This window comes from Streptomyces sp. NPDC046308 (assembly GCF_055588065.1).
This window is the reverse complement of record NZ_JBVJFB010000002.1, coordinates 329489-354534: the sequence shown is the minus strand read 5'-3', so window position 1 is coordinate 354534 and position 25046 is coordinate 329489. Positions and strand designations below refer to the sequence as shown.

Genomic DNA, 25046 nt, shown 5'->3' with positions numbered 1-25046 from the left:
TTCTGCCGACTCCGAGGGGAACCGTACGGATGTCACTGCCACTTGAGGGACTCTCCGCCATCGTCACGGGCGCGGGCCGCGGGCTCGGCCGGGCCGAGGCGATCGAACTCGCCCGGCTCGGCGCGAGCGTGGTCGTCAACGACTTCGGCCAGCCCGGCCGCGACGGCTCCGGGGAGGCCTCGGCCGCCCCGGCGCAGGAGGTGGCCGAGGAGATCCGCGCGGCGGGCGGCCGGGCGGTGGCGCACCTGGGTGACGTGGCCGACTTCGAGCAGGCGCGCGAGCTGGTCGAGCTGGCCGTGAGCAGCTTCGGGAAGCTCGACATCCTGGTCAACAACGCGGGCATCCTGCGCGACCGGATGGTCTTCTCGATGTCGGAGGAGGAGTGGGACTCGGTGATCCGGGTCCACCTCAAGGGCCACTTCAACACCACCCACTTCGCCTCCGTGCACTGGCGCGAGCGCTCGAAGGCGGCGGGCGGCCCGGTCTACGGCCGGATCGTCAACACCTCCTCCGAGGCCTTCCTCGGCGGCTCGGCCGGCCAGCCCAACTACGCGGCGGCCAAGGGCGGCATCGTGGGCCTGACCACCTCGACCGCCCTGGCCCTCGCCAAGTACGGGGTGACGGCCAACGCCATCTGCCCGCGCGCCCGCACCCGGATGACCGAGGACGTCTTCGCCGGCTTCGAGGTCCCGGAGGAGGGCAAGCTGGACGCCCTCGCCCCCGAGCACGTCTCCCCGCTCGTCGGCTACCTCGCCTCGCCCGCCTCCGCCAAGGCCAACGGCCAGCTGTTCGTCGTACACGGCGGCATCGTCGTCGTCATGGAACGACCGAAGGTGGCCGCCAAGTTCGACACGGGCAAGGAGGCCTTCTCCTACGAGGAGCTCGACGAGGTCCTGACCCCGTACTACGACTCCCGCCCGGCCAACGAGACCTTCGCCGCGACGGAGGTCCTGGGCCTCAAGCACGCCTGACCGGCCTGCCGGAACCGCCGCCGCGCCCCCGCCCTACCGCCCCGACAGCGGAGCCTGCTGGAGCGGCACCGGGCGGGGCGGGGCCGGCGGCGGATCCAGCCGGACCGGCGGGGGAGGGGACACGGGCAGGCTCAGGCCGAGGATCCCGCACGGCACGTCCTGCGTCGCGTATGGCAGGTGGAGGCGACCCTGCGGGCTCCACAGCCCCGCACCGCCGAGCCAGCCGGCCGGGGCGGCCAGCCGGAACACGTGACGGTCGGCGGGACGCCACAGGGCGATGTCCCCCTCGGGCAGCCGCAACGCCACCCCGCAGGTCTCCGGCATCAGGGCCTGGCCCGGCTGCACGGCGAAGGGGAGCGCCTCCCCGAGCCGCAGGCACTCCGGGAAGCGCACCGGACGCGAACTGCCCAGTACTCCCCAGCCCAGGCGCGGTTCGCCCGGGGCGTCGGAGCGGATCAGCAGCAGCCCGCTGTCCGGATCCGCCAGCAGCAGCCGGTCGTCGCTGTCCTCGGCGATCTGCAGCAGTGGGGAGACCTCGCCCCGCCCCAGGTCCACGACGACGGCCTTGGTCGTGCCCTCCAGCTCACGGTCCAGGGCCAGCAGCCGGCCCACCCGGTCCAGCCACACCCCGCCGGAGCACCGCCCCGGGATCCGGGCGACCGGCTGCGGCCCGAAGGAGCACCCGGCCACCTGCCACACCGTGGTCACCCCGTCCGCCGAGGCCAGCGCGAAGGCGTCGGAGCCCTCCGGGCACGGCGGGAGCAGCCGCACCCGTACGCCTTCCTGCGCGTCCACCGCGCCCAGCTGGAGCTCCCCGGTGCGCGGCCCGGTGGCCGCCCCCGTCGGGTACAGCAGCGCGAAGGCGTGCCGCTCCGCGACCCGCCGGTGGATCAACACCCGCCCGTCGGTCAGCGGCAGCACCTCGCTGTCGGCCTCCTCGGGCTGCGAGAGCGGCAGCGGAACCGCGTACGGCTCGGGCCCGGCCAGGGTCCAGCGCTCCACGAAGCGCGCCTCCCCCTCCCCGGCAAGCCGGGCGGCGTACGACCCGTCCACCGCGATCGTGAACGGGGCCATGGTCGTCATCTCGATGGCACAGACAGACATCCGTGCGTCACCTCCGGAGGGGAAGCTAGTTTTCGGGCTTCCCGCCGAACAACACGTCCACGGCGGCTTCACACATACGGGTGTCCGGGTGGCGATTCGTTTGTGGTGGACGAGGCGATTGTGCTGTGCGATATCGGGGTGTTTGGGGTGGGGTCGAGTTCAGTGCCGCACCAGAGGTGTGATCAGCCCCCCGCCCCCACCTCCCGGGAGCGAGCGCCGCCGCAGGTCCTCGACGCCCTGCGCGGCTTCCCGGTCAAGCAGTACGGGCAGGTCGCGGTGACGGGGACGGTAGCCTTGGCCCGTGCCCCGTCTCTCTGAAGTCATCGCCGCGCTGGACGCTCTCTGGCCCCCCTCGCGGGCCGAGCAGTGGGATGCCGTGGGAACCGTCTGCGGCGACCCCGAAGCCGAGGTCGGCCGGGTCCTGTTCGCCGTGGACCCCGTCCAGGAGATCGCCGACGAGGCGGTGAAGCTGGGCGCCGACCTGATCGTCACCCACCACCCCCTCTACCTGCGGGGCACCACCACCGTCGAGGCCGGCACCTTCAAGGGCCGCGTCGTGCACACGCTGATCAAGAACGACATCGCGCTGCACGTCGCCCACACCAACGCCGACACCGCCGACCCGGGCGTCTCCGACGCCCTCGCCGGCGCACTCGACCTGCGGATCACCGGCCCGCTGGTGCCCGACCCGACCGACCCCGAGGGCCGCCGCGGCCTCGGCCGGCTCTGCGAACTGGACCACCCCGAGACCCTGCGCGAGTTCGCGGCCCGCGCCGCCGCCTGGCTTCCGCAGACCGCTCAGGGCATCCGCTTCGCGGGCGACCCGGACGCCCTCATCCGTACCGTCGCCGTCAGCGGAGGCTCCGGCGACAGCCTCTTCGAGCAGGTCAGAGCCGCGGGCGTGGACGCCTTCCTGACCGCCGACCTGCGCCACCACCCGGTGTCCGAGGCCCGCGAGCAGAGCCCGCTCGCCCTCGTCGACGCCGCCCACTGGGCCACCGAGTGGCCCTGGTGCGAGCAGGCCGCCGCGCAGCTCGACGCGATCTCCGAGCGCAAGGGCTGGGGTCTGCGCACCCATGTCTCGCGCACGGTCACCGACCCCTGGACGGCGCACGCGCCGTCCGTCACACACCCTTCTATCCCTGGAGCCCCCAACTGAACGCCGAGCCCGCCGACCAGATCCGACTTCTCGACGTCCAGGCGCTGGACGTCCGGCTGTCTCAGCTCACCCACAAGCGCAAGTCGCTGCCCGAGCACGCCGAGCTCGACGCGCTCACCAAGGACCTGACGCAGCAGCGCGACCTGCTCGTCGCCGCCCAGACCCAGGCGAGCGACACCGCGCGCGAGCAGACCAAGGCCGAGCAGGACGTCGACCAGGTGCGCCAGCGCGCCGCCCGCGACCAGCAGCGGCTGGACTCCGGCGTCGGCATCTCGGCCCGGGACCTGGCGAACCTGCAGAGCGAGGTCGTCTCCCTCGCCAAGCGCCAGGGCGACCTGGAGGACGTGGTCCTCGAGGTCATGGAGCGCCTGGAGGCGGCGACGGAGCGCGTCACCGAGCTCACCGAGCGCGTGTCCGCCCTGGAGGCCAAGGTGGCGGACGCCACCGCGCGCCGGGACGCGGCCACCGCCGAGATCGACGCCGAGGCCGCGAAGGTCACCAAGGACCGCGAGGTCATCGTCGCGTCCATGCCGACGGACCTGATGGCCCTGTACGAGAAGATCCGCGTCAAGCAGGGCGGGGTCGGCGCCGCGCGCCTGTACCAGCGCCGCTGCGAGGGCTGCCGGCTGGAGCTCGACATGGCCGAGGTGAACGAGATCAAGGCCGCGGCCCGCGACCAGGTCGTACGTCACGAGAACTGCGGCCGCATCCTGGTCCGTACGGCGGACTCGGGCATCTGATGCCGAGGCCTGGCGGGTTCGTCGTGGAGGCGGACGGCGGATCCCGGGGCAACCCGGGACCCGCCGGCTACGGCGCGGTCGTCCTCGACCCGGCGACCGGCGAGACGCTGGCCGAGCGCGCGGAGTACATCGGCGTCGCGACGAACAACGTGGCGGAGTACAAGGGCCTGATCGCCGGGCTCAAGGCCGCCCGCGAGCTCGCGCCGGACGCGCAGGTCCTGGTGCGGATGGACTCCAAGCTCGTCGTCGAGCAGATGTCGGGCCGCTGGAAGATCAAGCACCCGGACATGAAGCCCCTGGCGGCGGAGGCGGCGAAGATCCTTCCGCGCGCCCAGGTCACGTACGAGTGGATCCCGCGCGAGAGGAACAAGCACGCGGACCGGCTCGCCAACGAGGCGATGGACGCGGGCAAGCGCGGCAGGCCGTGGGAGCCGTCCGACTCCACGGCCGCGCTGGACGCCTCGGCGGCGCGGGCCCTTTCGGCGGTACCGCCGTCCGGGCCGCCCGGGGACGCCGCGGCGGGCGCCGCAGCCGTCCGGGCCGCGCTGGCCGCCGGAGGCGGTACGCCCGCCCGCGGTGCGGCTTCCCGCGGAGCGGGCTTCAGCGGGGGAGCGGGCTTCAGCGGTGAGGCCTCTGGCGGGGCGGCTTCTCGCGGTGCGGTCTCCGGCGTTGCGGCCTCCGGCGTTGCGGCCGAGCCGGCTCCGGCTGCCGCCGCTCCTGCGGCTGCGGCCGCGGCCGACGCGCCCGCCCGGGGGCAGGGCTGGGGTCCGGACATGGGGGCTCCGGCCACCTTCGTGCTGCTGCGGCACGGAGAGACCGCGCTCACCCCGCAGAAGCGCTTCTCCGGCAGCGGGGGGTCCGACCCCGAGCTGTCCCCGGCCGGCCGCCGTCAGGCCGCCGCCGTGGCCGAGGCACTCGCCGCCCGCGGCACCGTGCAGACGGTCATCAGCTCCCCGCTGCGCCGCTGCCGCGAGACCGCGCAGGCGGTCGCCGACCGACTGGGTCTGACCGTGACGGTCGAGGACGGTCTGCGCGAGGTGGACTTCGGTGCCTGGGAGGGCCTGACCTTCGCCGAGGTGCAGGAGCGTTTCCCGGACGACCTCCAGGCCTGGCTGGACTCCCCGAGGGCGGCCCCCACGGGCGGCGGCGAAAGCTTCGCGGCCGCCACCCGCCGGATCTCGGCCACCCGTGACCGACTGCTGGCCGCGCACGCGGGCCGCACGGTCCTCCTCGTCACCCACGTGACCCCGGTCAAGATCCTCGTCCGCCTCGCGCTGGGCGCCCCGCCGGAAGCGCTGTTCCGCATGGAACTCTCGGCTGCCTCGCTGTCGGCCGTCGCCTACTACGCCGACGGCAACGCCTCGGTCCGGCTGCTGAACGAGACGTCGCACTTGCGGTGACCCTGCGGGTTGGTTGCGCCGCTTGGGCGGGGTCGGGGTGGGGGTCGGTTGGGGTGGGGGCGGGCGCGCGCCGGGGCGTCTCCTCGGGCGCCAAACGTGTCGGGGTGTCGGAAAGCTGGGCGGCAGTGCGTTTGGCACCCTGCGGGGATCACCCCGACACACACCCACCCCCACCCCAACCGACCCGGCCCGCCGCACCATCCGGCCTGGCGGCCGCGCAAATTCAGCCTCCGCCGCGCCAATTCAGCCCCTCCGGCGTTTGAGGAGCGGGTCCGGGCGGAGCCCGGCGGGGTGTGGGGCGGAGCCCCGGGCTTTGGGCCGCACTACGGCGGCGCCCCGGACCGGCGAGCGGCGCGGGGCGAAGGGGCAGACGAGCCGGCCTGTACGCCGGGTTCTGTCGCCCGGCGACCTCGCGGTCGCCGGGGAGACGGCCATCCATCTAGGACCGGTGTTGCCACCGGCCTCGTGCGGTCTACCCGCGAACTCGGGCGGGCAGCCCTCGATCGTTCGCGCAGACCCGTCCGGAGACGGATCCTCTTGACCTTGCTCCGGGTGGGGTTTACCTAGCCGCCTGAGTCACCTCAGGCGCTGGTGGTCTCTTACACCACCGTTTCACCCTTACCGAGGACCGAGGTCCCCGGCGGTCTGTTTTCTGTGGCACTGTCCCGCGGGTCACCCCGGGTGGGCGTTACCCACCACCCTGCCCTGTGGAGCCCGGACGTTCCTCGGCGGGATCCGAGGATCCCGACGCGGCCGCCCGGCCGACTCGTCTGCCGTGGTGGACATGTTACCCGGGGCGGTGGCCAGGCTTGACCTTGACGCAACGGCAGGGTCTCTACTGGGCTCATGCGCATCGGAGAGATCGCCGCGGTCGTCGGGGTCACCACCCGGGCGATCCGGCACTACCACCATGTCGGACTGCTCCCGGAGCCGGAGCGGCGCCCCAACGGGTATCGGGCCTACAGCGTCCGCGACGCCGTCCTGCTGGCCCGCGTACGCCGCCTCACCGAGCTCGGGCTGAGCCTCGACGAGGTGCGTGACGTGCTCGCGGACGACGCCGGGCGCGAACTGGCCGACGTACTCGAAGAGCTCGACGCCGACCTGGCCCGGCAGGAGGCCGCGATCGCGGAGCGCCGCCGGCGGCTCGCGGTGCTGCTCGCCGCCGGGCCGGGGGAGGGCGAGCCCCTGTCGCCCGCGCTCGCCGAACTGCTGGCGAAGGCGCCCGCGACCGACTCCCCGACCGCGGCCAAGGACCGCGAGCACCTGATCCTCCTCGACGCGGCCGGCGCGGGCGGCCAGGAGGTCTACGCCGCCCTCGGGCCGCTCGCCGCCGACCCCGCCGTGCTCGCCCTGTACGAGCGCCTCGACGATCTCGCCGACGCGCCCGTGGACGATCCGCGGATCCCGGCGCTGGCGGCGGACCTCGTGGCGTCCGTCCCCGACGAGGTGTTCGCGGCGATCCCCGCCGACGGGGCGGTCGTGGCCGGGTTCAAGGAGGCGCTGCTCGCCGAGTACGCGCCCGCGCAGGCGGAGGTCGTCCGCCGCGTCATGGAGGCGTTCGTCGAGAGGGGGCGGGGATGACCCGCATACGGGCGGCGCGGATCGCCGTCACCGCCGTGGTCCCGGCGGAGCTGGCGCTCGTGGTGTGCCTGGCGGCCGGGATGCGGCTGCCCGGCTGGGCGCTCGCCGCCACCGAGGTGCTGCTCGTCGCCGTGCTGCTGCTGGAGGCGTGGGTGCTGCACGGCCTGTACGCCGCCGGGCGGGCCCGGGGCATGGGGCGCCGGGCGGCCGTGCGCGCGGCCGTCCGCGCCGTGGTTCCGGTGCAGGTGCGGCGGCTGCTGCGGCACGAGCTGCACGCCCTCGCCGCCCTCGGGAGGTGGACGGTTCGGGGGCGGCACGGGGTGCGCCCGGGCGATCTCGCCGTCGCGTACACGGGACCGCAGACGGCCATGATGTACGGGATGCTCTTCGTGTCGGTGGTCGAGACGGTGGCCCTGGCCCTCCTCATTCCCTGGCCGGCGGTCCACCGGGTGGTCCTCGTGCTCGACGTGTACGGGATCCTGCTCGTGCTCGCCCTGCACGCCGCCTGCGTCACCCGGCCGCACGTGGTCCGCCCGGACGGGTCCCTGCTGATCCGCTACGGCGCCCTCTTCGACCTGGCCGTCCCGGCGGACGCGGTGGCCTCGGTCCGGGTCGACCGCCGCTACCCCGAGGGCCGGCTGGTCGGCCTGTCCGAGGACGGGGTGCTCGACCTGATCGTCGGCAGCCAGACCACGGTGACCGTGGAGCTGGCCCGCCCGCTCCCTTTCACCCGCCCGCTCGGGGCCCGGGGCGAGGCGCGGACCGTCCGCTTCCACGCCGACGACCCGGCCGCGCTGGTCGCCGCGGTGCGGGCAGCCGCTACGGCAGGCTGAAGAGGATCTTGTCCTTGTCGAGGCCCGCCTCCGGGTTGGCCAGGGTGAGCTCGGCCCGGACACTCGCGCCGAGTTCGAGCGGCCCGCTCTTCCTCGTGATCCGGCCCATCACGGGGGGTTCCGCCAGATACACCAGGCCCTCTTTGGGCCGTCCCTGCTCCGCGTCGGTGTCGATGACGGCGGCGTCGAAGATCTCGTGCTCCCGGTTCTTGAGCAGTGCCGCCTCCACGACGTCCACGGACTCCCTGTCCGCGGCGTTCCCCTGGCTCCTCTTCATCGTGGCCGGCAGGCCGGTCAGCTTCGCGAGCACCCAGTCCGGCGGGTCCTGCTCCGCGCAGGCGGCCACGCACAGCGCACCGGTGTACCGGTCGACCAGACGCCGCATCGGAGCCGTGCAGTGCGCGTACGGGGCCGCGATGGAGGCGTGTTGGGGATGCGCGGGGAGGACGCCGCCGAGGAAGGCCGTGTAGTCCGCCCCCCTGAACAGGCGGGTGGCCTCGTGGAGGAAAGCAGCCTCTTTCCGCTTCTTCGGGTCGAGGGAGCGGATCAGCTCGGCGTACGACATGTGGTGCTTCCAGTCGATGCCGAGCTTCTTGGCGATCTTCCGCAGGGCCGGGACCGGGTCGGGGGTCCGCAGCTGCTGGGTCCGCAGGATGCCCGTACCGCTTTCCAGCATGATCGCGGCCGCCCGCATGCCGGTCAGGAGGGAGATCTGCTCGTTCCAGCCCTCCACGGCCAGCGGTGTCCGGTAGCTCAGCCGGAACTCCCCGTCCTGGAGGGTGACCTCCTGGTCCGGCAGCATGAGCGAGACGGCGTTGCGTTCGGCCTCGATGGTCTCGCGGAGCAGGCCGATCTCGCGGAGCAGCATGAGGGAGGGCCCGGCCGTCCCCGCGTCGATGTCCCGCTGGGCACCCGCGTAGTCGAGCTTGGTCCGGCTGCGGACCAGGGCGCGGAACACGGTGGTGGCGGTCACCTCGCCGTCGGCGTCCAGGTCGTGCTGCCACAGGAGGGCCGGGACGCTCTTGTTCGTGGGGAGCAGGCTGGCCGCGCCCTCGGAGAGCACGGCGGGGTGCAGGGGCACCTTGAGGTCGGGGAAGTACAGCGTCTCGACGCGTTTGTGCGCCTCGGTGTCGATCACGCCGCCGGGCTCGACGAAGGCGCCCATGTCGGCGATGGCGTAGTGGACGCGGTACCCGCCGCCCGCCCGCCGCTCCAGGTGCATGGCCTGGTCGAGGTCCTTCGAGTCCGGCGGGTCGATCGTGAAGAAGGGCAGGTCGGTGGCGTCCTTGTGGGACAGCACGGGCGCGGCGGCGGCCGCAGTGGCCGCCTCGACCACGGGCTCGGGGAAGTCCGGGGTGACGTGCATTTCCGTACGGAGCTTCTTCAGGGCGTTGTGCAGCGCGGCCTCGGCCGCGTCGGAGAGGTGGATCGGGCGACGGGGCATGACCCGAGCGTAGGTCGGCGGGCACGGAGCGGCACGGTGAGCGGGGCCGGGCGGGGACCGGCCGGAAGAGGGGGGAAGGGGGCCGCGCGGGAGGGCCTACGCTGGCATGTCGGGGCCGCACCCCCGCGCTCGTACGCGAAGAAGGAGAACCACCGTGCTCGTGCTGCTGCCGCCGTCCGAAGGAAAGGCCGCCGGCGGCTCCGGCGCACCGCTGAAGCCGCAGTCGCTGTCGCTGCCCGGCCTGGCCCCGGCCCGTGCGGCGGTCCTGGAGGAACTGGTCGAGCTGTGCGCGGGCGACGAGCTCAAGGCGCGCGAGGTGCTGGGGCTGAGCGAGGGCCTGCGGGGCGAGGTCGCGAAGAACGCGGAGCTGCGCTCGGCGGTGGCCCGGCCGGCGGGGGAGGTCTACACGGGCGTGCTGTACGACGCGCTGGGCCTGGCCGGCCTGCCCGCGGCGGCGCGGGCGCGTGCGGAGGACGCGCTGCTGGTGTTCTCGGGGCTGTGGGGCGCGGTGCGGATCACCGACCGCATCCCCTCGTACCGCTGCTCGATGGGCGTGAAGCTGCCGGGGCTGGGCGCGCTCGGCGCGTACTGGCGGGAGCCGATGGCCACCGTCTTGCCCGAGGCGGCGGGCGAGGGGCTGGTCCTGGACCTGCGGTCCTCGGCGTACGCGGCCGCGTGGAAGCCGAAGGGCGAGGTGGCGGGGCGGACGGCGACCGTGCGGGTACTGCACTCGCAGATGGTGGACGGGGTGGAGAAGCGGTCGGTGGTGAGCCACTTCAACAAGGCGACGAAGGGTCGCCTGGTGCGTGACCTGCTGGTCGCGGGCGCCGCCCCCGCGTCCCCGGCCGAGCTGGTCACGGCCCTGCGGGACCTGGACTACGTGGTCGAGGCCGAGGCCCCCGCGAAGCCGGGCAAGGCCTGGTCCCTCGACGTGGTGGTCACCCAGATCCACCACTGACGCGCCGTTGCCCGGGGGCTCCGCCCCCGGCCTTGCCGGCGGGCGTCAGTCGTATCCGGCCTCGCCGGCGTTTGAGGCGCGGGGTCTGGGGCGGAGCCCGGGTCAGCGGCCCAGAGGCCAGGCGACCGCGGCCGGGGTCAGGTTCGCGGTACCCGCGTAAGCCGCGCAGGCGTCCGTCAGCGTTTCCAGGAGCGTCAGCGGATCCGGCAGGGGGTGCTCCATGCCGCGCAGCCAGGTCACCGACAGGTCACCGGGGAGGGCCGCCGGCGGGAGCAGGACGTAGCTGCCGCGGCAGTGCCAGCGCAGGCCGGGGTGCTCGTCCATCGTCTCGGGGTGACAGTCCAGTTCGCACGGCCACCACTCGTCCTCGTCCTCGGGGGTGCCGCGGGTGGCGGTGAAGAAGAGCATGCGGGCCTGCTCGCCGGTGCCGCCGGACTCGGCGACGGGGCCGACCTCGATCCCGGCCTCCAGCAGACGGGCCAGGGCGGCGGCGCCGGCTTCCAGCGGGACGTCGAGCACGTCGTGGACCATGCCGGTCGCGGTGATGAAGTTGGCCTGGGGCTGGTTGCGCGCCCAGCGTTCGACCTGGGCGCGGTCGGTGGTGGACTGGGTCTGCCAGGCGAAGGAGATGGGGTGCCGCGCGGGCGTGGGACAGCCGACGCGGTCGCACGAACACCGGTAACCGACGGGATGGGCGGCGGGGGCGAGCGGCAGACCGGCGGCGGCGACGGCCAGGAGGAGCGCCTCGCGCTCGCGTGCGGGGTCCTCGGCGGTGGGTTTCTGGCGCCGGCGCAGCCACTGGGAAATCCTGCTCTGCTCGCCGCGTTTGACGCGGCCGGACTCAGACCCCATCTATCCCCTCACCTCACCGTATCCCCGGCGGACCTTCACATCGTCCCACCATCCTGCGCCCCGGGTGACCGCTCTTGACGACCGGGGGCCGGGGATGAGTGACCGACAAATCGCCGTATATCAATAGGATCAGGGCTAATCTCCTCGGGTGGCGGCCGGCCACCGGCCGCCTAGCGGGCGGTGACGTTGGCCACCCCGCCCAGCACCCGGTCCACGAGCGCGTCCGTGTAAGCGTGCGTCAGGGGCGCGGTGCGCAGCAGCCAGCGGTACGTCAGCGGCCCGAGCAGCATCTCCACGGTCAGCCGCAGGTCGGTGTCCGGTGCGAGCTGGCCGGCCTCCCGGGCCGTGTGCAACCGGGCCTCGTACAGGGCGAGCTGCGGCTCCAGCAGCTGCTCGGTGAAGCGGGCGCCGAGTTCCGGGTCGGTGGCCCCGGCCGCCGTCAGGGCGCGCGCGGGGGCCTCGTACTTCTCGTCGTTGAACTCGTCCACCGTGGCGCGCAGTACGTACTTCAGGTCGGCGGCGAGGTCCCCGGTGTCGGGGAAGCCGGTCCACTCGCCGTCCGTCTCCGCGTCGCCGGCCAGGGCCAGCGAGGCGTCGAGGAGGACGGCGGCCTTCGACGGCCACCAGCGGTAGATGGTCTGCTTGCCGACGCCCGCACGGGCGGCGATGGCCTCGATGGTCAGCTTGTTGTAGCCGACCTCCCCGACCAGGGCGAGAGCGGCGTCGAGGATGGCGCGCCGGGAGCGGTCGCTGCGGCGGGTGGCGTCAGGGGTCTTGGTCATGGCCGGAACCTATCAATGCGAGACGTCTCGTCTTCCTATGGTTGCGTAAACCACCCGGTCAGTTCACTGTGTCGTCCAGCGGGAGGAGAGACGATTCCCTTCCGTACTCGTCCCGAGTCGTGAAAGTCGTGAGGAGCCTTCTTTGCGCAGAGACGCCACACCCCGGCGCTACCTGATGTGCCCACCCGCACACTTCAAGGTCACGTACTCCATCAATCCGTGGATGGACCCCACGAAACCGGTGGACCTGCCCCTCGCACACGCCCAGTGGGAAGACCTGAGGGACCGCTACCGCGCCCTCGGCCACACCGTCGAGACCCTCGTACCCGATCCGGGGCTGCCCGACATGGTGTTCGCGGCGAACGGGGCCCTGGTCGTCGACGGCCGGGTGCTCGGCGCCCGGTTCGCGTACCCGGAACGGGCCGCCGAGGCCGAGATCCACCTCGACTGGTTCCGCGGCCACGGCTTCCAGGACGTCCACGAGCCGTCCCACGTCAACGAGGGCGAGGGCGACTTCGCGGTCACGGCCACCTACATCCTGGCCGGCCGGGGCTTCCGCTCCAGCCCGCTCTCGCACGACGAGGCCCAGGAGTTCTTCGGCCGGCCCGTCATCGGCCTCGACCTGGTGGACCCGCGCTACTACCACCTGGACACGGCGCTCAGCGTCCTCGACGGCGACGAGATCATGTACTACCCGGACGCCTTCTCGCCCGGCAGCCAGGGCGTGCTCAGGCGCCTCTTCCCGGACGCCCTGATCGCGGACGGCCGGGACGCGGCCGCCCTCGGCCTGAACGCCGTGTCCGACGGCCGGCACGTCCTGCTCCCCCAGGCGGCCACCGGCCTGCTGGCACCGCTACGGGACCGGGGGTTCGAGCCGATCCCGATGGACCTGGGCGAACTGCTCAAGGGCGGCGGCAGCGTGAAGTGCTGCACGCAGGAGCTGCGGCCCTAGGTCACTCGTCCTCATCGGAGGGGGGCGGCCAGGCCTGGCCCCAGTCGACGTCCCGCGCCGCCTTGTAGAGGTCGCCGTGGCGCTTGGTCACGTTGACCCGGGTCAGGCCCGCCCCCTCGCCGTCCTGCGGGCCGCACAGCTCCAGCTGGACCAGACCCTTGCGGATCTGCGGCTTGCGGGTGATCCGGAAGGCGGCCGGCTCCACCGGGAAGCGGGTCGCCGCGACGTAGCTGAACTTCTCGTCCTCGTACGGGAGCGAGCCGCCCTTGACCTGCCGGTGCAGGGAGGACCGGCTGACCCGCGCCGAGAAGTGGCACCAGTCCTGCCCGACCCGGATCGGGCAGGTCCCGTCGTGCGGGCACGGGGCGGCGACCCGCAGCCCGGCCGCGATCAGCTGGTCGCGGGCCTCGCGGACGCGGAGGTAGCCCTCCGGCGTGCCCGGCTCGATCAGCACCACCGCCTGCCCGGCCCGCGCCGCCTCGGCGACCACCGCCGTACGGTTCTGCGGGGTCAGCTCGCCCAGCACGTACGAGACCGTGACCAGGTCGACGTCGGGCAGGGACAGGCCGGATCCGATGACGGCCCGTCGCCAGTCCGCGGCGCGGAGCACCGGCGAGGCCGAGGCCCGCGCCAGCTCCTGGCCGAGCTTCAGCGCCGGATCCGCCCAGTCCAGCACCGTGGTCTGCCGCGGGCCGTCCCAGGTGGCGTCCACCGCCCAGGTCGCGGCGCCCGTGCCGCCGCCCACGTCCACGTGCGAGGCCGGCGCCCAGCTCGGTGCCGCCTCGGCCAGCCCGTCCAGGGCCGCCCGTACCGCCTCGAAGGTGGCGGGCATCCGGTACGCCGCGTACGCCGCCACGTCGGAGCGGTCGCGCAGGACCGGGGCGTCGGTCGGGGTCTGCCCCCGGTAGCTGGCGATGAGCCGCTCGACGGCGGCCGCGGCCTGCTTGGGCGGGAGGCCGTCGAGCAGTCCGCCGAGCGTGCGGCGGAGGGTTTCGGCGGTGGTGGGGGCGGAGGCGTTCACCTGCGAAGTTTATGTCGCAGGCCGCGGTGGCCCCGCCGGCCGGGGTGGCCCCGGCCCCGCGCCTCACACGCCGGCGGAGCCGGACTGCGCGGCGGGGCCGGAACTCCACGGGCGGCACAGGCCCAGGAAGGCGGTCAGGGAGAGGAGGGCGCACACCAGTTGGACCAGGGCCATCGGTACGGCCGTGTCCTCGCCCGCGATGCCCACCAGCGGTGAGGCGATCGCGCCGATCAGGAACGACGAGGTGCCCAGCAGCGCGGAGGCCGAGCCGGCCGCGTGCGGGGTGCGCATCAGGGCCTGGGCGTTGGTGTTCGGCAGGACCACGCCCATCGCCGACATCAGGACGAACAACGCGGCGGCGACCGGCGTCAGCCCGACCTCCCCGAACACCCCCGTCGACATGAGCAGCAGGGCCACCGCGGCGGCCGTGATGGTCGCGAGGCCGGCGGCCAGGACCTTGTCCAGGCTGACCCGGCCGACCAGCAGCTTGCCGTTGACCTGGCCGACGAGGATCAGACCGACCGAATTCAGGCCGAAGAGCAGGGCGAAGGCCTGGGGCGAGGCCCCGTAGATCTCCTGCACCACGAAGGGGGAGGCGGAGATGTAGGAGAAGAGCACGGCGAAGGCGAAGCCGCCGGTCAGGGTGTAGCCGGCGAAGACGCGGTCGCCGAGGAGCCCCCGCATGGTCCGCAGGGCGGAGCCGACGCCGCCGGTGTGCCGCCGTTCCGGCGGCAGGGTCTCGCCGAGGCCGCGCCAGACCATCAGGGTGAGGACCGTGCCGACGCCGGTGAGGACGACGAAGACGCCCCGCCAGTCGGCGAAGCGCAGCACCTGCCCCCCGATGAGTGGGGCGATGATCGGGGCGGCCCCGGATATGAGCATCAGGGTGGAGAAGAAGCGGGCCATCTCGTCCCCGTCGTACAGGTCGCGTACGACGGCCCGTGCGATGACGATCGCGGCGGCGCCCGCCAGGCCCTGGAGCAGCCGGAAGGAGATCAGCAGCTCGGCGGTCGGCGCGAGGGCGCAGATCGCGGTGGCCAGGACGTAGACGGCCATGCCGGCGAGCAGGGGCCGGCGCCGGCCCCACTTGTCGCTCATCGGGCCGATCACGAGCTGGCCCAGGGCCATGCCGGCGAGGCAGGCCGTGAGGGTGAGCTGGATGGTCGCCGCGGGGCTGTTCAGGTCATCGGTGACCTGAGGCAGGGCCGGCAGGTACATGTCCATGGACAGCGGGGGGAGGGCGGTGAGCCCCCCGAGTACGAAGGTGACGAGCAGGCTTGTGCGGCGTGCTGCCGTCAGGGGCTTGGTGGTGACGGGGGCGGAGGGCGATTCGGGCGACGAGTCGTGCGAGGGTGCCGTCGCGGGGCCTCTCTCCGACATGCGGAACTCCAGTCTTCTCATCTGCTTTACGCACCCCTGACCGACCCATGCTCTCAGCAATCGGAACGTCCCGGGACCGGGCGGCCGTGTGACGTACCCTGCGGGCCCATGGACGAAAGTACGAAGAAGATCGCCGTGGTGACCGGCGCCGGCTCCGGAATCGGCCGCTCCGTGGCGCTGACCCTGGCAGCGGCGGGCTGGTCCGTGGCCGTCGCGGGCCGTCGGACCGAGCCGCTCGAACAGACCGCCGCCGCGGCCGGCCCCGACGCCGACGTGCTGTGCGTACGGGCGGACGTGAGCGACCCGGACGACGTGACTGCGCTGTTCGAGTCAGTGCGGGCCCGCTACGGCCGCCTCGACCTGCTGTTCAACAACGCCGGCACCTACGGGCCGGGCGGGGTCCCGCTGGAGGACATCACCTACGAGGCCTGGCGCTCGGTCGTGGACGTCAACCTGACCGGCGCCTTCCTGTGCGCGCAGGCCGCCTTCCGGCAGATGATGCGGCAGGACCCGCAGGGCGGCCGCATCATCAACAACGGCTCCATCTCGGCGCACGTGCCCCGCCCGCACTCCATCGCCTACACCGCGACGAAGCACGCGATGACGGGCCTGACGAGGTCCCTGTCGCTCGACGGACGTCCGTACCGGATCGCCTGCGGCCAGATCGACATCGGCAACGCGGCGACCGAGATGACCGAACGCATGCAGACCGGCATCCTCCAGGCCAACGGGCAGCTGGCCGTCGAGCCGGTGATGGACGCCGCCGACGTGGCGCGCACGGTCCTGCACATGGCGCAGCTCCCGCTGGAGGCCAACGTGCAGTTCGCCACGGTGATGGCGACGTCGATGCCCTACATCGGGCGGGGTTAGCGCCGGCCCGCAGGAACCGAGTTCGCAGGACCCGAGTCCGTGCCCGAGTCCGAGTCCGTGCCCGTGCCCGAGTCCGAGTCCGAGTCCGAGTCCGTGCCCGGGCCCCGGTCCGGCTCCGGCGGGTCGATGCCGTGCTGTGCGCGAGCCGTGAGCCGGCCCTGCAGGAACGGGTCGGCGTCCGGGGCGTACGGGCCCCGGTGCGCGGCCAGGTGTTCCTCGATGCGCTCCCACTCGGCGACCACGGCCGGGTCGGCGGCCTCCGCGCGCGCCGCCTCCAGCGCGGCCTCCACCCGGTGGTGCCCCATCCCGACGGCTTCGGCGCGCACCCGGTCGACGGCGGCGCGTTCTCCCGGGGCCGGGTCGTGCGGTTCGTGGGCGGCCTCCACTGCGGCCTCGTCGGGATGTTCGGTCATCGTCGTACCCGTTCTCGCGGTGTGTGCCGGTCGGCCCGCTCGTACCCCGCCGGGAGCCGTCCACTCCGCCCGGCACGAAAGGCCTGGACCCCGCACGGTGCTCCGGACGATCATGGCCACATGACGGACACCGAGGTACTGCGCTACACGGCCTTCTCCCACGACCCCGCCGGCGGCAACCCCGCCGGGGTCGTGCTCGACGCTGCCGGGCTCGACGACGGGGCGATGCTGGCGATCGCCGCCCGCCTGGGGTACAGCGAGACCGCCTTCCTGACCGCACCGCCCGAGGGGTTCGGCGGCCCGGCGGGCCGGTCCTTCACCGTGCGCTACTTCAGCCCGAAGGCGGAGGTCCCCTTCTGCGGGCACGCCACCGTGGCGACGGCCGTGGCACTGGCCGAGCGGATCGGGCCGGGCGAACTGCTCTTCGCGACCCCGGCCGGTACCGTGCCGGTGTCCGTCACCGCCGAGGACGGCGGTCGCCTGCGGGCCACGCTGACCAGCGTCGAGCCGCACACCGAGGAGATCGACGCGGCCGACCTCGCCGAGGCGCTGGCCGCGCTGGACTGGCCGGCGGGCGACCTGGACCCGGCGTTCTCGCCCCGGATCGCCTACGCCGGAGCCCGCCACCTGGTGCTCGGCGCCGCCACCCGGGCCCGGCTCGCGGACCTCGCGTACGACTTCGCCCGCCTGGAGGTTCTGATGCGGCGCCTGGACCTCACCACGGTCCAGCTGGTGCACCGGGCGGGCCCCACGGAGTTCCACGTACGGGACCCCTTCCCGGTCGGCGGCGTCGTCGAGGACCCCGCCACGGGAGCCGCCGCGGCCGCCTTCGGCGCGTACGCGCGGGAGCTCGGCCTGGTCCCGGCGGACGCCGTGCTCACCCTCCACCAGGGCGAGGACATGGGTCGGCCGGGGGTCCTCACGGTGGAACTGCGCACCGGCGACCCCCGGGTCAGGGTGGGCGGCGAGGGCGTCCGCCTCCCGTGAATCCGGCCACGCCGGCGGCGGCGCCGCAGTCGAACAAGGAGGCCCGCTCATGAGGGTGGTCGGATGCGCCGAGGCGGAGCTGCCGGCAGAGCTGGCCCGGCAGGTGGCCGCGCTGGAGGACGCGGCCTGGCCGGGGGCCGAGCCGGGGCACGATCCGGCCCTGGCTCCGCGGGCCCTGCTCCTGCTGGCGGGGGACGGCACCGTGGCCGCCTCGCTGGCGCTGCTGTTCAAGGAGGTCCGGCTCGCGGGGCGGACCTACCGGGCGGCCGGGCTGAGCGCGGTCGTGACCCGGCCCGCGCTGCGCGGCCGGGGGTGCGGGGCGCGGCTGGTGGCGGCGGCCCGCGCCGAGCTCGCGGCGGACCCGGCCGTCGACCTGGCGCTGTTCAGCTGCGACCGGCCGCTGGCCCCGTTCTACGAGGCGGCCGGCTTCGCGCAGCTGCCCGGCACGGTGCTGGTGGGCGGCGCCCCCGACGACCCGGAGCCGCTGGCCACCGACGCCCCCGGCTTCGACAAGGTGGTGCTGGCGGACTTCTTCACGGACGACCCGGGCCGGGACCGCGCGGCCTTCACCGGCGTCCGCGTCCCGCTCCACCCCGGGCACACAGACCGGCTGTGGTGAGCGGTCAGCCCGCCGGCGCGGCGTCCACGGGCTGCGGCTTCGGGCTCGCCGGGCGGCTGCGGTCGAGGAAGAACAGCGTCAGCACGGGGACCAGGTACAGCACCCACACCGTGAGCTGCAGGACGGTGGGGTCCGGCTGGAAGTTGAAGACGCCCTTGAGCAGCGTCCCGTACCAGCTGTCCGGCGGGATCGCCGCAGAGATGTCGAAGGCCTTGGTGCCCAGGCCGCCCAGGAAGCGGGCCTCCTGGAGGTCGTGGACCCCGTACGCGAGCACGCCCGCGGCCACGACCACCAGCATGGCGCCGGTCCACTTGAAGAACTTCGCCAGATTGATCTTCAGGGCGCCGCGGTAGAACAGCCAGCCCAGCACGATCGCCGTGGCGATGCCCAGCAGCACGCCGATCAGCGGGGCCGAGGAGCCCTCGCCGCTGGCCCGTACCGACGCCCACACGAACAGCGCGGTCTCCAGGCCCTCGCGGCCGACGGCCAGGAATGCGGTGGCGACCAGCGCGCCGGTGCCCATGGCGAGCGCGGTGTCGAGCTTGCCCTGCAGCTCGCCCTTCAGATGCCGCGCGGTGCGCTTCATCCAGAAGACCATCCACGTCACCAGGCCCACCGAGATGATGGACAAGGTGCCGCCGAGGAGCTCCTGCGCCTCGAAGGTCAGCGCCTGGCTGCCGAAGGTGAGCAGGGCGCCGAAGGCGAGCGAGAGCGCGCAGGCGATCGCGATGCCGAGCCAGACCGGGCGCAGGGCGTCCCGGCGCTCGGTCTTGACCAGGTACGCGACGAGGATGCAGACGACCAGGCTGGCCTCCAGCCCCTCGCGCAGGCCGATCAGGTAGTTGCCGAACACGGCGGTTGTTCCTCTCCGGCGGGGACTACGCGAACAGCGTCCGGCCCCACCAGTCGTCCTTGTCGCGGACGCCCGGCGGGACGGCGAAGACGGCCGAACCCACGTGCTGGATGTATTCGTTGAGTACGTCGGACTTCGCGAGGTTCCGCTGGATCGGCACGAAGCCCTTGCGCACGTCCCGCTGGTAGGCGAGGAAGAACAGGCCCGCGTCGAGGCGGCCCAGTCCGTCCGTGCCGTCGGTGAAGGAGTAGCCGCGGCGCAGGATCGTCGCACCGTTGTTGCTGTCCGGGTGGGCCAGGCGGACGTGCGCCTCCGGCTTCATCGCCTTCAGGAACGGCTCGTCGCGCTCCTTGGACTTGCCGACGGGGGCGCCCTCGCCCTTGTCGCGGCCGAAGATGTCCTCCTGCTCCTGCAGGGGGGTGCGGTCCCAGATCTCGATGTTCATCCGGATCCGCCGGGCCACCAGGTAGGAGCCGCCGGTCAGCCAGTCGCTGCCGTCGCCCGCGCCGACCCACACGTGCTTGTCCAGGGCCGCGTTGTCGGTGCCCGAGATGTTCCGGGTGCCGTCCTTGAAGCCCATCATGTTGCGCGGGGTCTGCTCGTCCGGGGTGGTCGAGGAGGTCTTGCCGAAGCCCAGCTGGGACCAGCGCACCGCGGTCTTGCCGAAGCCGATGCGGGCGAGCTGGCGGATGGCGTGCACGGCGACCTGCGGGTCGTCGGCGCACGCCTGGACGCACAGGTCGCCGCCGGAGCGGGCCGGGTCCAGGTTGTCGCCGGGGAACAGCTCCAGGTCGATCAGCGCCTCGGGGCGCTTGCCCTCCAGGCCGAAGCGGTCCTTGGCGAACAGGCCCGGACCGAAGCCGATGGTCAGGGTGAGGCGGGAGGGCTTCAGGCCCAGCGCCTCGCCCGTGTCGTCCGGCGGGGCCTCCGGGAGACCGCCGAAGCCGCCCTCGCCGACCGGCTGACCGGCCGTCATGCGGCGGGCCGCCTCGGTCCACTCCTTGAGGAGCCGCACCAGCTCCTCGCGGCTCTTCGTCTTCACGTCGAAGGCCGCGAAGTGCAGGCGGTCCTGCACGGCGGTCGCGATACCGGCCTGGTGCTCGCCGTGGAACGGCACGGCACCCCCGGCCGCCGCGGCCGAGACCATGTCCGACCCGCCGCCGAAGGCAGCCACCGCACCGCCGGCCGCCGCGGCGCCGAGCGCGAGCCCGGCCCCGCCCCAGCCCAGGACGGCACGCCGCGAGGGCGCCGCCGCGGACCCGTCGACCGCCTGCTGCGGCTGCGCCGCGGACGCCGACTCCGACTGCGCCGCCGACTCCGACTGCGTCATGCTGCTCTCCCGCCTGCTTCGTTCTCTGCCGTTACTTCGTGACCGCGGCGGCGAGCTTGGAGAGCGGCTCACCGAGGGCGCTGACCGCGTCCGAGAGCTCCTTCTTCTCCGCGTCGCCGAGCTTGTCGTACGAGGTGAACTCGTAGGACGCCTTGTCCGTGCGGTACTTGTCCAGCAGCGTCGTCATCGCCGCGAACTGGGTGTCCAGCTGCTTGGCGAGCTCCGGGTCGTTCTTGGCGGCGAGCGGCTTCAGCAGCTCGTACGCCTTCTCCGCGCCCTCGATGTTGGCCTTGAAGTCGACCAGGTCGGTGCGGGAGTAACGCTCCTCCTCGCCGGTGACCTTGCCGGTGGCGACCTCGTCGAGGAGCTCCTTGGCGCCGTTGGCCATCGAGCTGGTGGTGATCTCCGCGGTGCCGACCTTCTTCTGCCAGTCGGCCAGGTCCGCCATCAGGGTGTCGGCGAGCTTCTTCTCGTCGTCGCCGATCTTGTTGTCGGCCCACAGCGACTTCTCCAGGCGGTGCCAGCCCGTCCAGTCCTTCGCCGGGTCCTGGCCGGCCTCCAGGCCGTCCTCGCGGACGTCGACCTTCGGGTCGATGTCGCCGAAGGACTCGGCGACCGGCTCGGTGCGCTCCCAGCCGATGCGGGAGGCGGCGTACAGCTTCTTGGCGCCCTCGATGTCGCCGGCCTTGACCGCGTCGGCGAAGGCCTGGGCCTTGGGGATGGTCTCCTCGGCCTGCGCGACCACGTAGGCGCGGTAGGCGGAGACCGCGGCGTCCGCCTCGGGGCTGCGCTTCTCCTCGGCGGCGCCCTTGCCGGTGGCCTTGACCTTCTTGGCGATGCCATCGCCCTTCATGCCGGGCTTGCAGACGATCTCGTAGTCGCCCGCCTTGATCTCGGCGGTGATGGAGGCCTTGGTGCCGGGGCCGATGTTCTCGCGCTCGGTCACGATGCGGGCGTCCGGGAAGAGGACGTAGACCTCGGTGACCTTCGAGCCCTTGTTCTCGACGTCGATCTGCACCTTGCCCGACGGGAACTCCGTCTTCGACACGTCGCAGGCGCTGTCGGAGGCCGCGACCTTGATCACGTCGTCGCCGCCCGCGTCGCTCTTCTGGGAGCAGCCGGTGACGGCGGTCAGGGCCGCCGCGACGGAGGCGGCGGCGATGACGGTGAGGCGGGCGGGGCGCATAGGGGGCTCCTGGGCGTCGGACGAGTGGGCCGTCCCAAGGGGGAGAGGCCGGTGAGGCGGACCTAACTTAACCGAGGCTTACCTGAGCCATACCCACCCGTCCAGTGATTCAGCTCTCACCTGTCCGTGTGATGCGGCGACCGGACACGGACCCGTCACGGACCTTTCACGGCAACCCCATGGCCGGGTCAAGGCAAGGTCAAGGCGGGCTGGGGCGCCGAACGGACGGGGACCACCAGCGGGGCCCCGGTGCGCGGGTGGGGCAGCACCTCCACCGGCTGCCGGTAGACCCGGCTGAGCAAGGCGTCCTCGAACACCTCGGCGGGCGGTCCGGCCGCGGCGATGCGGCCGTCGTGGAGGACGGCGGCCCGGTCCGCGTAGGCGGCGGCCAGGCCCAGGTCGTGCAGGACGACGACCACCGCGTCCCCGGCCGCGGCGCGCTCGCGGCAGATGCGCAGCACGAGCTCCTGGTGGCGCAGGTCGAGGGCGGCGGTGGGCTCGTCGAGCAGCAGCAGCGGGGCCCGCTGGGCCAGTACGCGGGCCAGCGCGACCCGGGCCCGCTCGCCGCCGGAGAGGGCGGAGAAGGGGCGCGCGGCGAAGTCCGTCACCTCGGTGGCAGCCATGGCGGTGGCCACGGCCTCCTCGTCGGCGTCCGCGAGAGGGGTGCCGGCCCAGGGGGCGCGGCCCATCCGGACGACGTCCTGCACCGGGAAGGGGAAGGACAGCGCGGCCGACTGGGGGAGGACGGAGCGGCGCAGCGCGAGATCCGGGGCGCTCCAGTCGCCCACCGGGCGGCCGTCGATCCGGACCTGGCCGGATGCGGCCGGCAGGTCGGCGGCGAGAGCGGCCAGCAGGGTGGACTTGCCGGCGCCGTTGGGGCCGACCAGCGCCAGTACCTCGCCGGAGCGGGCGGTCAGGTCGATTCCCGAGAGGATCTCGCGCGCGCCGTGGCGGACGTGCAGGTCCTCGGTCTCGGCGAGGGGCGTGCCGGGGGTGGGGCGGGACGGGAGGGTGCGCTTGTTCCGGGCGAGCAGCCCGGCCACTCTGCCGGCCACTCTGCCGGCCACTTTGCCGGCCAGGTTGGCGGGCCGGCTGCCGGTGCCGGTGCTCCTGCCGCTGATCACGCCCAGCCTCCTTGCTTGCGGCGGGTGCGGCGCAGCAGCCAGAAGAAGAAGGGGCTGCCGATCAGGGCGGTCAGCACACCGAGCGGCAGCTCTGCGGGCTGGGCGAGGGTCCGGGCGGCGAGGTCGCCCGCGACGAGGACCACGGCTCCGGCGAGCGCGCTGCCGGGGACCAGGAAGCGGTGGCCGGGCCCGTTGGCCATGCGCAGCAGGTGCGGGACGAGCAGGCCGACGAAGGTGATGACCCCCGCGACGGCCACGGCGGCGGCGGTCAGCAGGGCCACGACCAGGATGAGGGACAGGCGCAGCCGCTCGACGTCGATGCCGAGGTGGCGGGCCGGGCGTTCGCCGAGGGAGAGCAGGTCGAGGCGGCGGGCGTAGCAGGGGGCGATCAGCAGACCGGCGAGGGCACAGGGCAGGACGGCGAGCACCTTGGGCCAGGTGGCCTGGGCGAGCGAGCCGAGCTGCCAGAAGGTGATCTGGTTGACCTGGCCGCTGTCCGCGAAGAAGACGAACAGGCCGATGAGTGCGCCGGCGAAGGCGTTGACGGCGATGCCGGTCAGGATGAGCGTGACGACCTCGGTCTTCCCGCCGTTGCGGGAGAGGAGGTAGACGGAGCTGACGGTGACCAGGCCCGCGACGAACGCGCAGGCGGGGATCGTCCAGTTGCCGAGGAAGCCGAGCCCGAGGCCGATGGCGGCGACCGCGCCGACGGCGGCGCCGGCCGAGATCCCGATCACGCCGGGCTCGGCGAGGGGGTTGCCGAAGACGCCCTGCATGAGCGCGCCCGCGCAGCCGAGGCCGGCGCCGACGAGCAGCGCGAGGACGACGCGGGGGAGGCGTACGTTCCACAGCACGCTCTCCCCGACCCGGTCGAGGGGGGCCCCGCCGAGGGCCAGGCGGTGCTGGACGGAGGCGAGTACGTCGGGGGTGGGGATGCGGTAGGCGCCGGTGCCGGCGGAGACGAGGGCGAGGAGGAGCAGGGCGGCGACGAGCGCGGCGGTGAGCCAAAGGCTCCTGCGGTCACGCGGCTTGGCGGGGGCCGCCGCGTGCGGGGTGGTTCGGCCGCGGCCGGGCGCGGGTTGGCTGCGCCGCTTGGCGGGGTCTGGTTGGGCGGGGGCCGCCGCGTGCGGGGTGGTTCCGCCGGGGCCGGGCGCGCGCCGGGACGTCTCCTCGGACGCCGAACGTGACGAGGGGTCGGAGAGCTCGGCGGCAGTGCGTTCGGCGCCCTGCGGGGATCGTCCCGGCACACGCCCGGCCCCGGCGGAACCGGTGCCCGGGCTGGGTGCCGTGTTCTGGCCGGCCAGGCCAGTGGCGCCCTGCGGGGATCGTCCCGGCATACACCCGGCCCCGGCGGAACCGGTGTGGGGTGCCGTGTTCTGGCCGGCCAGGCCACTGGTGGGGTCGGGGAGGGGCACTTCAGGTGGCCTTGCCGTAGAGCTGGGTGACCAGGGAGGTCAGTACCTGGTCGGTGCGGGGGCCGTAGTTGAGGAGGACGCCGTCGTCGACGGTGACCACGCGGCGGTCCATGCCGGCCGGGGTCTGGGCGACGCCCGGGATCTTGACCAGGCCGTCGATGCCGCCGACCGATGCGAGGCCCTTGGACATGACGAGGATCGCGTCGGGGGCGGCGGCCGCGAGGGCCTCGCTCGTGATCGGGGTGAAGTCCTTGCCGAGCCCCGACTCCTTGCCGGTGTCGACCGCGCCGGCCGCCTCCAGCAGGGAGGCCGCGCCGGAGTCCGAGCCGCCCAGCAGGTAGACGGAGGCGGTGCCGCGCAGGTAGAGGAAGGCGACGCGGGGCTTCTTGCCGTAGGTGGCCGGAATCTCCTTGCGGGCCGCGGTGATCCGGTCCGCGGTGCGCTGGTTCAGCCGGGTGCCGGCGTCCTTGACGCCCAGGGCGGTGGCGACCGTGTCGATGCGCTTCGGTACGTCGTCCAGGGACTTGGCCGGGGCCACGACGAGGACGGGGATCCCCGCGTCGCGGATCTGCTGGATCGCCTCCGCGGGGCCGCTGGTGGTCTCCGCCATGACGAGGGTCGGGCGCAGCGACAGGACGCTCTCGGCGGAGACGTCGTGGCCACGTGTCACCACCGGTAGGGCGGCGGCCTGTTCGAAGGTGGCGGTGATGTCCCGGGCGACGACCAGCCGGCCGAGACTCAGGGTGTGGACGATCTCGTTGAGGCTGCCGGTCAGCGGGACGACGCGGTCTGCGGAGGTGATGGTGACCGGGGCGCCGTCGGCCGAGGCCACCGTGACCGGCAGTGCGGGCTGCGGCGCCGGGGCGAGTGGTTCCACCCGGTCCGGGACCGCGGCCGCCGAGGGGGCGGGTGAGCCCGAAGAGGTGGCCGTACCTCCGCAGCCCGTCAGCGCGAGTGCCAGTACTGCCACGGCAACGGCGAGACGGGGGAAGCGGTGTGACGCGGCGGGCGTAGGCACGAAAGCACCGTCCTGGTCGTCCGACTGGGTGCTGAGACCGGGGGGTTACGAACC

23 protein-coding genes, 1 other RNA gene and 1 pseudogene are annotated in these 25046 nt (G+C 73.6%); 11 read left to right on the top strand and 14 right to left on the bottom strand.

Annotation, left to right across the window (positions count from 1 at the left end):
• Positions 1 to 29: 29 nt before the first annotated feature.
• A complete protein-coding gene (locus ACZ6JT_RS09025) occupies positions 30 to 971 on the top strand; it encodes a 3-oxoacyl-ACP reductase (RefSeq protein WP_469208773.1) in 942 nt (313 codons plus the stop codon).
• 33 nt (positions 972 to 1004) lie between these two features.
• On the opposite strand, the gene ACZ6JT_RS09020 is transcribed toward ACZ6JT_RS09025, so the two are convergent.
• Positions 1005 to 2075 (bottom strand): hypothetical protein, encoded by a 1071-nt coding sequence (locus tag ACZ6JT_RS09020; protein WP_469208770.1) that lies wholly within the window; start codon positions 2073 to 2075, stop codon positions 1005 to 1007.
• Between the two features lie 301 nt (positions 2076 to 2376).
• Between ACZ6JT_RS09020 and ACZ6JT_RS09015 the strand changes: the two genes are divergently transcribed.
• The 3 genes from ACZ6JT_RS09015 to ACZ6JT_RS09005 are packed head-to-tail and all read left to right on the top strand — an operon-like array spanning position 2377 to position 5374.
• On the top strand, positions 2377 to 3234 hold the full coding sequence (locus ACZ6JT_RS09015; RefSeq protein ID WP_469208769.1) for a Nif3-like dinuclear metal center hexameric protein: 858 nt from the start codon (positions 2377 to 2379) through the stop codon (positions 3232 to 3234).
• Positions 3231 to 3974 (top strand): zinc ribbon domain-containing protein, encoded by a 744-nt coding sequence (locus ACZ6JT_RS09010; RefSeq protein ID WP_469209602.1) that lies wholly within the window; start codon positions 3231 to 3233, stop codon positions 3972 to 3974. The genes ACZ6JT_RS09015 and ACZ6JT_RS09010 overlap by 4 nt, the downstream gene beginning before the upstream one ends.
• Positions 3974 to 5374, top strand: a complete 1401-nt coding sequence (locus ACZ6JT_RS09005; protein ID WP_469208767.1) for a bifunctional RNase H/acid phosphatase — start codon at positions 3974 to 3976, stop codon at positions 5372 to 5374. The genes ACZ6JT_RS09010 and ACZ6JT_RS09005 overlap by 1 nt, the downstream gene beginning before the upstream one ends.
• Positions 5375 to 5741: 367 nt before the next feature.
• Here ACZ6JT_RS09005 and rnpB read toward each other — a convergent pair.
• Positions 5742 to 6143, bottom strand: an RNA gene (gene rnpB / locus ACZ6JT_RS09000) — RNase P RNA component class A.
• Between the two features lie 77 nt (positions 6144 to 6220).
• Between rnpB and ACZ6JT_RS08995 the strand changes: the two genes are divergently transcribed.
• Positions 6221 to 6955, top strand: a complete 735-nt coding sequence (locus ACZ6JT_RS08995) for a MerR family transcriptional regulator (protein ID WP_469208765.1) — start codon at positions 6221 to 6223, stop codon at positions 6953 to 6955.
• On the top strand, positions 6952 to 7788 hold the full coding sequence (locus tag ACZ6JT_RS08990) for a hypothetical protein (RefSeq protein WP_469208763.1): 837 nt from the start codon (positions 6952 to 6954) through the stop codon (positions 7786 to 7788). Before ACZ6JT_RS08995 ends, ACZ6JT_RS08990 begins: the two co-directional genes overlap by 4 nt.
• Here the strand turns inward: ACZ6JT_RS08990 and ACZ6JT_RS08985 are convergent.
• A complete protein-coding gene (locus ACZ6JT_RS08985; protein WP_469208761.1) occupies positions 7775 to 9232 on the bottom strand; it encodes a ribonuclease catalytic domain-containing protein in 1458 nt (485 codons plus the stop codon). The genes ACZ6JT_RS08990 and ACZ6JT_RS08985 overlap by 14 nt on opposite strands.
• 154 nt (positions 9233 to 9386) lie before the next feature.
• On the opposite strand from ACZ6JT_RS08985, the gene yaaA reads away from it, so the two are divergent.
• Positions 9387 to 10190, top strand: a complete 804-nt coding sequence (gene yaaA, locus ACZ6JT_RS08980; RefSeq protein WP_469208759.1) for a peroxide stress protein YaaA — start codon at positions 9387 to 9389, stop codon at positions 10188 to 10190.
• 102 nt (positions 10191 to 10292) lie between these two features.
• On the opposite strand, the gene ACZ6JT_RS08975 is transcribed toward yaaA, so the two are convergent.
• On the bottom strand, positions 10293 to 11042 hold the full coding sequence (locus ACZ6JT_RS08975) for a bifunctional DNA primase/polymerase (RefSeq protein WP_469208756.1): 750 nt from the start codon (positions 11040 to 11042) through the stop codon (positions 10293 to 10295).
• A gap of 170 nt (positions 11043 to 11212) precedes the next feature.
• Positions 11213 to 11824 (bottom strand): TetR/AcrR family transcriptional regulator, encoded by a 612-nt coding sequence (locus ACZ6JT_RS08970; protein WP_469208754.1) that lies wholly within the window; start codon positions 11822 to 11824, stop codon positions 11213 to 11215.
• Between the two features lie 106 nt (positions 11825 to 11930).
• Here ACZ6JT_RS08970 and ddaH point away from each other — a divergent pair.
• Positions 11931 to 12776 (top strand): annotated as a pseudogene (gene ddaH / locus ACZ6JT_RS08965) (dimethylargininase); the annotation flags it as partial.
• A 1-nt stretch (position 12777) separates the two neighbouring features.
• Here ddaH and ACZ6JT_RS08960 read toward each other — a convergent pair.
• On the bottom strand, positions 12778 to 13797 hold the full coding sequence (locus ACZ6JT_RS08960; protein WP_469208752.1) for a small ribosomal subunit Rsm22 family protein: 1020 nt from the start codon (positions 13795 to 13797) through the stop codon (positions 12778 to 12780).
• 63 nt (positions 13798 to 13860) lie between these two features.
• Entirely contained in the window at positions 13861 to 15177 is a 1317-nt protein-coding gene (locus ACZ6JT_RS08955) for a Bcr/CflA family multidrug efflux MFS transporter (protein WP_469208750.1), read from the bottom strand.
• Between the two features lie 108 nt (positions 15178 to 15285).
• Here ACZ6JT_RS08955 and ACZ6JT_RS08950 point away from each other — a divergent pair, with 108 nt between their 5' ends.
• Entirely contained in the window at positions 15286 to 16047 is a 762-nt protein-coding gene (locus ACZ6JT_RS08950; RefSeq protein ID WP_469208748.1) for an SDR family oxidoreductase, read from the top strand.
• Here ACZ6JT_RS08950 and ACZ6JT_RS08945 read toward each other — a convergent pair.
• On the bottom strand, positions 16044 to 16460 hold the full coding sequence (locus tag ACZ6JT_RS08945; protein ID WP_469208746.1) for a hypothetical protein: 417 nt from the start codon (positions 16458 to 16460) through the stop codon (positions 16044 to 16046). The genes ACZ6JT_RS08950 and ACZ6JT_RS08945 overlap by 4 nt on opposite strands.
• Positions 16461 to 16580: 120 nt before the next feature.
• Between ACZ6JT_RS08945 and ACZ6JT_RS08940 the strand changes: the two genes are divergently transcribed.
• The gene (locus ACZ6JT_RS08940) at positions 16581 to 17447 is read left to right on the top strand and encodes a PhzF family phenazine biosynthesis isomerase (protein ID WP_469208744.1); all 867 of its coding nucleotides are present in this window, start codon (positions 16581 to 16583) and stop codon (positions 17445 to 17447) included.
• Between the two features lie 49 nt (positions 17448 to 17496).
• The gene (locus ACZ6JT_RS08935; RefSeq protein WP_469208742.1) at positions 17497 to 18066 is read left to right on the top strand and encodes a GNAT family N-acetyltransferase; all 570 of its coding nucleotides are present in this window, start codon (positions 17497 to 17499) and stop codon (positions 18064 to 18066) included.
• Between the two features lie 4 nt (positions 18067 to 18070).
• On the opposite strand, the gene efeU is transcribed toward ACZ6JT_RS08935, so the two are convergent.
• The 6 genes from efeU to ACZ6JT_RS08905 form a co-directional block, all read right to left on the bottom strand.
• Positions 18071 to 18919 carry an iron uptake transporter permease EfeU gene (gene efeU / locus ACZ6JT_RS08930; RefSeq protein WP_469208740.1) on the bottom strand — a complete coding sequence of 283 codons (849 nt, stop codon included), beginning with the start codon at positions 18917 to 18919 and terminating at the stop codon, positions 18071 to 18073.
• A gap of 25 nt (positions 18920 to 18944) precedes the next feature.
• Positions 18945 to 20249: an iron uptake transporter deferrochelatase/peroxidase subunit gene (efeB, locus tag ACZ6JT_RS08925; RefSeq protein ID WP_469208738.1), complete on the bottom strand. Its 1305-nt coding sequence runs from the start codon at positions 20247 to 20249 to the stop codon at positions 18945 to 18947.
• Between the two features lie 31 nt (positions 20250 to 20280).
• Positions 20281 to 21435 carry an iron uptake system protein EfeO gene (efeO, locus tag ACZ6JT_RS08920; protein ID WP_469208736.1) on the bottom strand — a complete coding sequence of 385 codons (1155 nt, stop codon included), beginning with the start codon at positions 21433 to 21435 and terminating at the stop codon, positions 20281 to 20283.
• A gap of 188 nt (positions 21436 to 21623) precedes the next feature.
• Positions 21624 to 22478, bottom strand: coding sequence for a heme ABC transporter ATP-binding protein (locus ACZ6JT_RS08915; protein ID WP_469209600.1), 855 nt, complete (start codon positions 22476 to 22478; stop codon positions 21624 to 21626).
• A gap of 77 nt (positions 22479 to 22555) precedes the next feature.
• Positions 22556 to 23806 carry a FecCD family ABC transporter permease gene (locus ACZ6JT_RS08910; RefSeq protein WP_469208734.1) on the bottom strand — a complete coding sequence of 417 codons (1251 nt, stop codon included), beginning with the start codon at positions 23804 to 23806 and terminating at the stop codon, positions 22556 to 22558.
• A gap of 169 nt (positions 23807 to 23975) precedes the next feature.
• On the bottom strand, positions 23976 to 24992 hold the full coding sequence (locus ACZ6JT_RS08905) for a heme/hemin ABC transporter substrate-binding protein (RefSeq protein ID WP_469208732.1): 1017 nt from the start codon (positions 24990 to 24992) through the stop codon (positions 23976 to 23978).
• Positions 24993 to 25046 lie beyond the last annotated feature (54 nt).

Excerpts from the sequence above, each read along its gene's own strand:
- ACZ6JT_RS09025 (WP_469208773.1), top strand. The coding sequence starts at position 30 with ATGTCACTGCCACTTGAGGGACTCTCCGCCATCGTCACGGGCGCGGGC.
- ACZ6JT_RS09020 (WP_469208770.1), bottom strand. The coding sequence starts at position 2,075 with ATGTCTGTCTGTGCCATCGAGATGACGACCATGGCCCCGTTCACGATC.
- ACZ6JT_RS09005 (WP_469208767.1), top strand. The coding sequence starts at position 3,974 with ATGCCGAGGCCTGGCGGGTTCGTCGTGGAGGCGGACGGCGGATCCCGG.
- ACZ6JT_RS08995 (WP_469208765.1), top strand. The coding sequence starts at position 6,221 with ATGCGCATCGGAGAGATCGCCGCGGTCGTCGGGGTCACCACCCGGGCG.
- ACZ6JT_RS08990 (WP_469208763.1), top strand. The coding sequence starts at position 6,952 with ATGACCCGCATACGGGCGGCGCGGATCGCCGTCACCGCCGTGGTCCCG.
- ACZ6JT_RS08985 (WP_469208761.1), bottom strand. The coding sequence starts at position 9,232 with ATGCCCCGTCGCCCGATCCACCTCTCCGACGCGGCCGAGGCCGCGCTG.
- ACZ6JT_RS08975 (WP_469208756.1), bottom strand. The coding sequence starts at position 11,042 with ATGGGGTCTGAGTCCGGCCGCGTCAAACGCGGCGAGCAGAGCAGGATT.
- ACZ6JT_RS08970 (WP_469208754.1), bottom strand. The coding sequence starts at position 11,824 with ATGACCAAGACCCCTGACGCCACCCGCCGCAGCGACCGCTCCCGGCGC.
- ACZ6JT_RS08955 (WP_469208750.1), bottom strand. The coding sequence starts at position 15,177 with ATGTCGGAGAGAGGCCCCGCGACGGCACCCTCGCACGACTCGTCGCCC.
- ACZ6JT_RS08950 (WP_469208748.1), top strand. The coding sequence starts at position 15,286 with ATGGACGAAAGTACGAAGAAGATCGCCGTGGTGACCGGCGCCGGCTCC.
- ACZ6JT_RS08945 (WP_469208746.1), bottom strand. The coding sequence starts at position 16,460 with ATGACCGAACATCCCGACGAGGCCGCAGTGGAGGCCGCCCACGAACCG.
- ACZ6JT_RS08940 (WP_469208744.1), top strand. The coding sequence starts at position 16,581 with ATGACGGACACCGAGGTACTGCGCTACACGGCCTTCTCCCACGACCCC.
- ACZ6JT_RS08935 (WP_469208742.1), top strand. The coding sequence starts at position 17,497 with ATGAGGGTGGTCGGATGCGCCGAGGCGGAGCTGCCGGCAGAGCTGGCC.
- efeB (WP_469208738.1), bottom strand. The coding sequence starts at position 20,249 with ATGACGCAGTCGGAGTCGGCGGCGCAGTCGGAGTCGGCGTCCGCGGCG.
- efeO (WP_469208736.1), bottom strand. The coding sequence starts at position 21,435 with ATGCGCCCCGCCCGCCTCACCGTCATCGCCGCCGCCTCCGTCGCGGCG.